The sequence below is a fragment of the Streptomyces sp. S6 genome (assembly GCF_054880855.1).
Genome location: NZ_JBTYMC010000259.1, coordinates 1 through 9,621, shown reverse-complemented (window position 1 = coordinate 9,621; position 9,621 = coordinate 1). Strand labels below are relative to the sequence as shown.

Annotated in this window: 8 protein-coding genes; 1 reads left to right on the top strand and 7 read right to left on the bottom strand. The window is 70.3% G+C overall.

All coding sequences use genetic code 11. The features are described from left to right. Positions 1-126: 126 nt before the first annotated feature. From ACVNF4_RS27175 to ACVNF4_RS27165, 3 genes are read right to left on the bottom strand one after another with little or no spacing between them, the layout of a single operon-like run. Entirely contained in the window at positions 127-1,092 is a 966-nt protein-coding gene (locus tag ACVNF4_RS27175; protein ID WP_461805513.1) for an AAA family ATPase, read from the bottom strand. Then, positions 1,089-3,203 (bottom strand): VMAP-C domain-containing protein, encoded by a 2,115-nt coding sequence (locus ACVNF4_RS27170; RefSeq protein WP_461805512.1) that lies wholly within the window; start codon positions 3,201-3,203, stop codon positions 1,089-1,091. The genes ACVNF4_RS27175 and ACVNF4_RS27170 overlap by 4 nt, the downstream gene beginning before the upstream one ends. A 1-nt stretch (position 3,204) precedes the next feature. Further along, entirely contained in the window at positions 3,205-3,519 is a 315-nt protein-coding gene (locus tag ACVNF4_RS27165; RefSeq protein ID WP_461805511.1) for a trypco2 family protein, read from the bottom strand. Positions 3,520-3,628: 109 nt separating this feature from the next. Here ACVNF4_RS27165 and ACVNF4_RS27160 point away from each other — a divergent pair, with 109 nt between their 5' ends. Further along, entirely contained in the window at positions 3,629-5,104 is a 1,476-nt protein-coding gene (locus tag ACVNF4_RS27160) for a type I restriction-modification system subunit M (protein ID WP_461805510.1), read from the top strand. Between the two features lie 51 nt (positions 5,105-5,155). Here the strand turns inward: ACVNF4_RS27160 and ACVNF4_RS27155 are convergent, their stop codons facing one another. From ACVNF4_RS27155 to ACVNF4_RS27140, 4 genes are all read right to left on the bottom strand, one after another. After that, a complete protein-coding gene (locus tag ACVNF4_RS27155; RefSeq protein ID WP_461805509.1) occupies positions 5,156-6,340 on the bottom strand; it encodes a cytochrome P450 in 1,185 nt (394 codons plus the stop codon). A 56-nt stretch (positions 6,341-6,396) separates the two neighbouring features. Then, positions 6,397-7,776: an alkaline phosphatase family protein gene (locus tag ACVNF4_RS27150; protein WP_461805508.1), complete on the bottom strand. Its 1,380-nt coding sequence runs from the start codon at positions 7,774-7,776 to the stop codon at positions 6,397-6,399. Then, positions 7,773-8,948, bottom strand: coding sequence for a metabolite traffic protein EboE (eboE, locus tag ACVNF4_RS27145; RefSeq protein WP_461805507.1), 1,176 nt, complete (start codon positions 8,946-8,948; stop codon positions 7,773-7,775). Before eboE ends, ACVNF4_RS27150 begins: the two co-directional genes overlap by 4 nt. Positions 8,949-8,954: 6 nt before the next feature. Further along, positions 8,955-9,621 (bottom strand): TatD family hydrolase (locus ACVNF4_RS27140; RefSeq protein ID WP_461805506.1); only part of this gene is annotated, 667 nt, incomplete at its 5' end.

The window sequence follows — 9,621 nt, the reverse complement described above, 5'->3', positions numbered from 1 at the left end:
GCGCGGGCCAACGGCGCGGCCCCCGGGGGCAGGCGGGCCGCGAGCCAGAGCGCGTCGAGGAGTTCCTCCTGGGAGACGTCCGCCCCGCTCTCGGCCAGGATCCGTGTCACGCGTGAGAGCACGCCGTCACACCGCTCCGCCGAGGCGGTGCAGGACGGCGTCCAGCAGCGCGCCCGCGTCGAGGCGGACGCCGCCCTTGCGCAGGAAGACGGCGTTGAGGAGCTGGTCCGTGGCGAGTTCACCGGTGGCGCGGCGGCCGAGGAACTCGCGCAGCAGGTCGTCCATGCCGTCGAGGGCGTCGTCGCCGAGGTGCGCGGCGACGATCCGCCGCAGCCGTTTCTCGTCGGGGTCGGGGAGGTCGAGGCGTACGCAGCGGCGCAGGAAGGCGGCCGGGAAGTCGCGTTCGCCGTTGCTGGTGATGACGACGACGGGGAACTCGGCGCAGCGGACGCGGCCCTTGGTGACGGACGCGGTCTCGTCGGGGTCGTCGGTCTGGACGTGCACGGGGGTGTCGTCGCTCAGTCGGACGAGTTCGGGGATCGCGAACTCGCCTTCCTCGAAGACGGTGAGGAGGTCGTTGGGGAGGTCGACGTCGCCCTTGTCGAGTTCGTCGATGAGCAGGACGCGGGGACGCTTGACGGCGCGGGGGGCGAGGGCGGTGCCCAGGGGGCCGAGGCGGAGGTAGGCGCCGATGCCGGGTCCGGCGCCGTCGGTGTCGCGCTGGAGACCGGCCTCGCGCAGGCGGCCGACGGCGTCGTACTGGTAGAGGGCGTCCTGGAGGGTGGAACGGCTGTTGACCGGCCACTGGAGGACGCGGCCGAGGCGGAGTTCGTGGGCGACGGCATGTGCCAGCGAGGACTTGCCGGTGCCGGGCTGGCCGGTCACCAGGAGGGGGCGGCGCAGGTGGAGCGCCGCGTTGACGACGTCGGCCTCGGCGGCGTCGATCAGGTAGGGCCGGGAGGTGGCGGCGCCGGGTTCGTCGTGGTCGAAGCGGCGCCAGGGCGGGGCGTCGGGGAAGGGGGTGTCCCGGGCTTCGCCGTCCCCGCGGAACAGGCGCCAGTCGCCGTCCTGTGCCGGTTCTGCGATGTTCATGACGCGTTGGTTCCTCTCACGGGGTCCGCGAACCGCAACGGCTCGATCCTCGGGGGCCTGCCCTCCGGCTCCCAGACGAGGGAGGGCCGGGCCCGGCGCTCCTCCGCACCGGCGACCGCCTCGCTCCTGAAGTGCCGGATCCGCTCGGGCAGTCCGTCCAGGTCACCGGCGGGTGCCAGGTCCGCGAGGCGTCCGGCGTCCTCGTGGCCGTCCGCGTCCCGGTCCCAGAGGACGACCGGCGCACCGAGCGCGAGGGCGGCGAGGAGCAGGGGTTTGCGCTGGTCGGCGGGGCCGTGGAGGACGACGCGCGCGGTGTCGCGGTGTTCGGTGCTCAGGAGGTGGACGAGGCGGTCGCGGCCGGCGCACGTGGGGTCGACGACGAGCGTCGACTGCCGTCCGTGCTTCCACCGGCGGTCACGGTCCTCCTCGCTGCGCGCTCTCAGCTCGGGGCAGCTCAGGGAGACTCGGTAGTCCGCGCCGATCGGCCGGGCCGGAAGGATGTCGTCGCCGTCGCCGGGCACCCATTCGTCGACGGCCCGTTGCAGCGCGTCCCTGCCGACCTCGACCGTCACCCACGGCACCTTGTCCCCCTGCCCCGGTTCCCGTCGGACGGCGAGGACCGCCTCGCTCAGACAACTCGCCACCTCCGTGGGGGTCTTGGAGAGCGACTCGGCCTCCTTCAGCACCCGGTGCGTGCCGTCGTCCCGGGCGAGCAGGATGCGGCACCGGTACCGCTCGTCCTGCGCCTCGTCGTCGCGCTCCAGCGTCATCACCACCCGCGACACCGGGCAGACGAGCCGCTTCGCCCATCGCTCGGCGTCCGTGCGGCGCTCGTCCAGCACTTCGCGGACGATGCCGAGGCGTCCGGCGACCCTGTCCGACCAGGAGCGCAGCGCGTCGCCGTGTTCTCCTCCGGTGGCCGCCGCCACGTACTCGACGAGCCTCAGCAGCGCGGGGAAGCCGTTCTCGGCCAGCTTCTCCAACTCCGCGATGACGTCGGCGAGATGGTCCTGAGCCAGGCGTGGCCGGGTGAGTTCCTCGGGGAGGACGTGGTGGCGGAGTGCTTCGACGGCCGCGCGGGGTATCCGCGTCGGGTCGTCGTCGTGGCTGCGGCGCAGGAGGGCGAGCAAGTCGCCGTACTCGTTCGGGGAGAGCAGCGCGCCTCGTCCGAGGGCTCTCGCCGTGGTCAGGACGGTGGTGAGCGCGGTGCGGGTCGTGTCGCGGACGGTCGGGGCGAGGATCTCGCCGAGTGTCGCGAGGGCGCGGGGGTGCGCCTCGGTGAGCGCGACGAGGTCCGCCGTGACGGGTTCGTATCCGGTGGTGTCGTAACCGAGTTCACGGGCCAGTTCCCGGCCCCGCATGCCCAGGGTCGCCTCGTCGGAGAACAAGGGGCGGAGCAGGGTCTCCAACTCGCGTTCGGTGCGGGTGCGTTCAGCTCCCGCTCTCGGCAACGAGGCGCCGATGGCGCTGAGTTCCGGGCAGCCGCCGAGGTGCTCCGCGAACGTGCCGTCCCCGGCGAACGAGGACACCGGGACGGCGATCAACCGGCGTGCCCCGTACGCCTGGTCCTCCTGGGTGACGACGCCGACCAGGTGGTCACCGCAGAAGATCGCGGCACCCGAGGCCCCTCCCCACGCGTTTCCGCCGCCGGCGCGGGGAGCGGGAGCCGGGGTCTGGTCCAGGACGTAGCGGTCCCTGCCGCCGGACAGGAGGGGGAGGAAGCCGCGGAGGTGTTCCGGTGTGCGCAGGGCGCCGTTCTTCGCGGACCACGGGTAGCCCAGGCCCTGGTACGGCAGGGGCGCGAGGCCCTCGGGGCGGCCCCAGCGCACGGGGGCGGGCTCGGTGAGGGGGATCTCCCGGTCGAGGAGCAGGAGGGCGATGTCGAGGCCGGCCGGGTGTACCCACAGCAGTTCCGCCGACGTCCTGGTCAGCTCACCGTCGCGTTCGTGGCCGATGCCCACCTTGATGGTCCGCCAGAACTCCTCGGTCTCCCTGTCGATCAGCGCGTGACGTGCCGTCAGCACCAGCCTGGGCGCGATCAGATAGCCCGAACCGACCGTGACGCGGCCCTCTCCCCCGCTGCGGATCAGGGCCAGTCTGCGCGGGTCCACCTCAGTCCTCGTCCAACGACCCGGTCTCGTCGTCCCCGATCTCCGGAGCGGTGCCTGCGGCGGCTCGGTCCTTGACGGAGAGCTTGAGGGTCAACTTGTGGGTGCGAACGGTGCCTTGCTCGCCGCCGACACCGACGGTCACCACGCCGAAGGTGAGCTTGCCGTCTCCCTTGGCGGAGTCCCGCAGCTCCAACTGGAGTTCCAGCTGCGCCTCTTCGACACCGAAGGCGAACTGCTGGCCCGCACCGAGGCGTTGCGCCTCATACAGCTCCTGACGCAGCTCCTCGATGGCCGCGGCCAGGCCGATCGTCGACATTCCGTGCGCCCCCCGGTTCTGAGAAATAGTGCGTTGTCGGTACGTTACAGCGCTGGCGGGAGGGGGTGGGGGGTGGTTGTGGAACAATCCGGGCGGGGGTGAGCGCGACATGGCAGCAGAGGCGTGGAGCAGGGAACTCAGGGATGTGCTGTGGAGGGCCGTCGACAACCTACGGGGTTCCGTCGATGCCGCTCAGTACAAGGAGTTCGTGCTCGGGCTGGTCTTTCTCAAGTACCTCTCCGCAGCTTTCGATGAACGCCAGAGCCAGCTCACCGAGGCGCTGTTCGTTGAGGAGGACATACCTCAAGAACAGATGGCCGAGGTTCTGAAGGACCCTGACCGATACGAGTTCTGGGTCCCACCAACCGCCCGCTGGCCCTGGAGCGAGGCCAACGCCGAGCAAAGAGATGCCGGCAGAGTCCTCGACGAGGCGGCGGACGCGATCATGCAAGCCAACCCCGCTCTCGCCGGAATTCTGCCGAAAGTTTTCGGGCGCGACAACGTCGACCAGGACCGTCTTTCCGACCTTGTCGACGTCCTCAGCGCCCACTGGGCTTCACACAGATCGACTTCGGCTGCGCTGGGCGAGGAGTTCTCCTCCTTCCTCAGCAGCTTCGCGCGGCTGGAGGGAAGGAAAGGCGGCGAGTTCCACACCCCACGATCTGTGACCCGCCTCGTCCTGGAGATCCTGGAGCCGTACTCAGGTTTGGTGTACGACCCGGTGTGTGGTGCTGCCGACATGCTCGCGCAGGCGGCCACATCCTCCGCGAGGAGCTTCGCCTCGGTCCGAGGCCAGGAAGCCAGTGAACGCACCTGGCGCCTGGCCCGGATGAATTTCATCATCCACGGCATCCGCGACTACGATCTGGGCGCACGTCCGGCCGATACTCTCCGCGACGATCAGCATCCGGGGCTCAGGGCTGATTTCGTGATGGCCCACCCACCGTTCAACATCAGCGACTGGGCGCGGGACGTGTCCGACCATCGCTGGATCTACGGCGTTCCACCTGCGGGCAACGCCAACTACGCCTGGCTCCAGCACGTGGTCTCAAAACTCACGCCCCACGGAACTGCGGCCGTCATCCTGGCCAACGGATCCCTGCACGCTCGTAAGACCGAGGGTAAGATCCGTAAGGCCATGCTGGAAGACGACCTAGTCGCTTGCATCGTCGCCCTGCCGTCCCATCTCTTTGCCTCAACTAGAATCCCAGCCTGCCTCTGGATCCTCGACAGGGGCAAATCGTCTCGTCGCTTGATGGAACGCATCGACCGACGCGGCCAGATCCTCTTCGTCGACGCCACCGCAACGGGCACGATGGTCAGCAAGACCGAGCGGGTCGTTGAGGACGCCGACCTCGCCAAGATCGTCAATGCCTACCGCTCCTGGACCGGCCGGGGCCCGCGCTACCACGACGAACCCGGTTTCTGCTTCTCCGCGTCCCTCGAAACCGTCCGCGCGAACCAGTACTCCCTGACCCCGGCCCTCTACGTCACCCCCAGCCCCCCGGACCTCATGCAGGACCTCTACGCCGTCTTCGACGGCTACGACCTCCCGCTCTCCCCGAGCACAGGGGACCAGCCCTAGCGCACGCGGGATCCGGCACACCCGGACCCCGCGCCCGCCATCACCCGTGCCTCACCACATCACAGGCAACCGCTCCACCCCATGCACAGCCCGCCCCACGAACGCGAACTCCTCAGGCTCCTTCGCGAGCCGCAGCTCCGGCAGCCTCTCGAACAGCATCGGCAGCGCGATCTGGAGCTCCGCGCGGGCGAGGGACTGCCCGAGGCAGTGGTGGAGGCCGTGCCCGAACGCGAGGTGGCGGTCGGCCTCGCGGGTGACGTCGAGGGTGTCGGGGTTCTTGAAGGTACCGGGGTCACGGTTGGCGGCCTGGAGGGCGATCACGACACCCTCGCCGGCCTTGATCGTGACCCCGCCGACCTCGACGTCCTCGGTGGCGATCCGCCGCATGCCGATGTGGACGATCGTGAGGTAGCGCAGGAGCTCCTCGATCGCGCCGGGGACGAGGCTGTCGTCGGCGCGCAGGGCGGCGAGTTGCTCGGGGTGGCGCAGCAGGGCGATGGTGCCGAGGGAGAGCATGCTCGCGGTCGTCTCGTGGCCGGCGATGAGGAGTTGGACGAGGAGTCCGGCGGCCTCGGCCGTGCTGGCCTCGCCGGTGGCGACGCGTTCCGTGGCGAGGCGGCTCATCAGGTCGTCGGACGGTGAATCGGCCTTGGCGGCGAGGAGTTCCTGGAGGTAGCCGAAGAGGGCGCCCCACCCGGCACGCATGGCCTCGGGCCCGGCGGTGACGGTGGCGAACGCGGCGGCCTGCCGGTGGATGAACTCCCGGTCGGAGTACGGGACTCCGAGGAGTTCACAGATGACCAGGAGGGGCAGCGGGAGCGTGAGGTGTTCGACGAGGTCCGCCGAACGCCCCTGCGCCTCCACCTCGTCGAGCAGTTCCGCCGTCAACCGGGCGATGGCGGGACGGAGTTGCTCGACGCGGCGGAAGGTGAACTCGGGGATGAGCATCCGCCGCAGCCGGGTGTGGTCCGGCGGGTCCATCGCGAAGAGTTGGCCGGGCGTGCGCGGGGGCGTCGTCGGCTGGAGTCCGGGGAAGCCGGGGCGGAAGTTCTCGGAGCTGAACCGGGGGTCGCTGAGGACGGCGCGGGCGTCGTCGTACCGGGTGACCAGCCAGGGGTGCAGGTCGCCCCAGAGGGTGATGCGGTCCAGGGGGCGTTCGGTGATCCAGCTCGCGTATTCCTCGGCGGGGTCGAGGAGGGGGCGGGCGACGGGGAGCGGGGGCGGTGTCGCGTTCACTCGGGGCCTTTCGGGGCAGGCGGTGAGGGATGAGGGCGGCGGGTGTCCTGCCCGGGTCACTTCCGCTGCCGGAGTTCCGCCAGCTCCAGCAGCAGTTCCTTCACCTCGGTCGCATGGATGGCCTCGCGGGTGAACTCCGGCCGGGAGCACAGGAACACGGGTCCGTCCTGCGGGTCGTCGGGGAGGCGCCCGTGGCTCCCGCTGACGCCCGAGGGGTCCAGCGGCACCGTCCGGATGCGGTACCGCAGGCCGAGCTTCTTGCGCGCGACCTGCCCGATGACGCGTGCTTTGACGGCGGGGACGGTGTCGTCGAACAGCAACTCGGCGGGGTCGTAGCCGGGTTTGCGGTGGATCTCGACCTGGCGGGCGAAGTCGGGGGCGCGTTCGTCGTCGAGCCAGTAGTAGTAGGTGAACCAGGCGTCCGGCTCGGCGACGGCGACCAACTCGCCGGAGCGTTCGTGGTCGAGGCCGTGCTCCTCCTTGCCTTTGGCGTCCAACACCTGGTCCACACCGTCGAGTTCGGCGACGATCGCGGCGACCCGGTCGAGGTCTGCGGGGTCGCGGACGTAGACGTGGGCCAGTTGGTGGTCGGCGACGGCGAAGGCGCGGGACGTCCAGGGGTCGAGGTACTCCATGCCGTCCTGGGTGTGGACTTCGAGGAGACCCGCGCTGCGCAGCGCCCGGTTGATGTCGACGGGGCGGGAGGCGGGGGCGATGCCGTACTCGCTGAGGACGACGACCGTGGCGCCCTCCTGCTCGAAGTGCTCCAGGAGCGGGCGGAGGGCGTCGTCGAGGCGACGGGCCTCGCGGGCGGTCTGCGGGGAGGCGGGGCCGGTGCGTTGGGGTTCGTAGTCGAGGTGGGGAAGGTAGACGAGGGTGAGGTCGGGCTGCTTCTCGTCGAAGATCTGCCGGGCGGCGGCCAGGATCCACTGGGTGGAGGGCAGTCCGGCGTTGGGTCCCCAGTAGGTGAACAGGGGGAACGTGCCGAGCCTGTCGGTGAGTTCGTCGTGCAGGGACGGCGGCCAGGTGTAGCAGTCGGGTTCCTTGCGGCCGTCGGAGTAGTAGACCGGGCGCGGGGTGACCGTCCAGTCGACGTCCGCGCCCATCGCGTACCACCAGCAGATGTTGGCGACCGTGTACCCGGGGTCGGTCTTGCGTGCCGTGTCCCAGATCTTCTCGCCGCCGACGAGGGCGTTGTGCTGGCGCCACAACAGGACCTCACCGAGGTCGCGGAAGTACCAGCCGTTGGCCACCGCCCCGTGCACGGAGGGGAGTTCACCGGTGAGCAGCGTCGACTGGACGGTGCAGGTGACGGCGGGCAGGACGGTGTCCATGCGGGCCTGGAACCCGCGTCCGGCGACGGCGGAGACGGCCGGCATGTGCCGTAGAAGTCGCGGGGTGAGGCCCACGATGTCGAGGACGACGAGGCGCGTCATAGGGCGAACTCCTTGTGGGTGAGGCCGAGTTCGGTGAACCGTTCGCGGGTCCAGGCGAGTTCGGCGGCGATCCCGGCGACGAGGCTGTCCCGGTCGTGGGGCCGCAGGTGTTCGGGGAGTACGGACCAGGTGTAGGTCTCGACCTCGATGTGGTCGCACACGGCGTCGAGCCCGCCGAGCAACACGCACAGGGCGTCGGTGAGTTCACCGGACGTCGTGCGCAGCGGCGGTTGCGGGGCGGCGTGCAGGGGTGCGTGGAAGTGCACGCGCCAGGGGGAGTCGCTGTCGAGCCCTCCGGCGAGGGCGTCAGGCAGGTCGTCGACGCCGGTGACGGCGCCGCCCTGGAGCGTGCGGGTCTGGTGCAGGAAGCGGGGTTCGACAAACCTGGCCAGGGCGTCGCGCGCTTCGGGGTCGGAGGGGTCGTCTGCGTGCAGGGCGCTGGACGCCTGGACCTTCACGACCGGAAGACCGGCGTCCGCGAGCCGGCGCAGCGCCTGCGCGGGTTCCTCGAACTGCACGGCGAGGTGGCAGGTGTCGAGACAGATCCCGAGGAACTCCGGGTCCACTCCCCCGAGTTCACGGGCCGCCTGCACGGTGTTCTCGACGACGCAGCCGGGTTCGGGCTCGAACCCGACCCGGATCGTGCGGCCCATATCCCGTTGCAGTGCGGCCAGTTCGGCGGTGAGGCCGTCCAGTGCACGGCGTGCGGTGTCGCGCGCCTCGTCGGGCCAGGGGGTGTGCCAGGCGAGGGGGAGGGTGGAGACGCTGCCGCGTCGCGCGTCGTCGGGCAGCAGGGTGGCCAGTACGCGGGCGCAGTCGACGGTGTACCGCAGGCGTGCAGGGTCGGTCCAGTCGGGGAGGTAGACGTCTTTCTTGACGACCTCGCGGTGGAAACCTGCGTAGGGGAAGGCGTTGAGGGTGACCGTCTCCAGTCCCCTCAGGGCGAGTTCGTCCTTGAGCCGCCTCACCTCCCGTTCATCGGCGACGAGTTCGGTGACGACGTCACGCGCGAGCCACAGCCCGATGCCGAGCCGGTCGAGGCCCAGCCGTTCGCGTACCGGCTCGGCGTACTCGGCGAGTTGGGAGACGACGCCTTTCAGGTCCTCGGCCTGGTGGACGTTGCCGCAGTAGGCGAGGTGGACGGTCGTGCCGTCGGAGTGTCCGAAGCGCAAGGGCCCTCACTCTCCGCCGCGTTTGATGGAGTTGCCTTCGTGGAGTGCGGTGTCGTCGGGTTTGATCTCGTCGAGTTCGAGTCGGCCGCTCTGGCCGTAGAACGCGACGGGGTTGCGCCACATCACCCGGTCCACGGTGTCGTCGTCGAACCCGGCGGCCAGCATCGCGTCGGCCGTCTTGCGCGTCTTGAGCGGGTCCGAACGGCCCCAGTCCGCCGCCGAGTTGACGAGAACCCGGTCGGTGCCGTGCTGTTTGAGGATCTTGACCATGCGGTCCTCGCTCATCTTCGTCCTCGGGTAGACGGAGAACCCGGCCCAGCAGCCGCTGTCGAGGACCATGCCGACGGTCAGCTCGTTCAGGTGGTCCAGGACGACGAGTTCGGGCGCGATCCCGGACTCGCGGACGACGTCGAGGGTGCGCCGCGTGCCGGCCGCCTTGTCCCGGTGCGGGGTGTGCACCAGGGCCGGAAGGCCGTGTTCCACGGCGAGTTGGAGCTGGCGGGCGAGTGCCTCGTCCTCCGCCGGGGTCATCGAGTCGTACCCGATCTCACCGACCGCGACGACCCTGTCCTTCGCGAGGTAGCGGTCGAGTTCGTCCAGCACGGGGAGGCAGCGCGGGTCGTTGGCCTCCTTCGGGTTCAGGGCGATCGTGCAGAAGTGCCGGATGCCGAAC

Bases quoted from the DNA above. Each gene is read 5' to 3' on its own strand.
- ACVNF4_RS27175 (WP_461805513.1), bottom strand. From the start codon at position 1,092: ATGAACATCGCAGAACCGGCACAGGACGGCGACTGGCGCCTGTTCCGC.
- ACVNF4_RS27165 (WP_461805511.1), bottom strand. From the start codon at position 3,519: ATGTCGACGATCGGCCTGGCCGCGGCCATCGAGGAGCTGCGTCAGGAG.
- ACVNF4_RS27160 (WP_461805510.1), top strand. From the start codon at position 3,629: ATGGCAGCAGAGGCGTGGAGCAGGGAACTCAGGGATGTGCTGTGGAGG.
- ACVNF4_RS27150 (WP_461805508.1), bottom strand. From the start codon at position 7,776: ATGACGCGCCTCGTCGTCCTCGACATCGTGGGCCTCACCCCGCGACTT.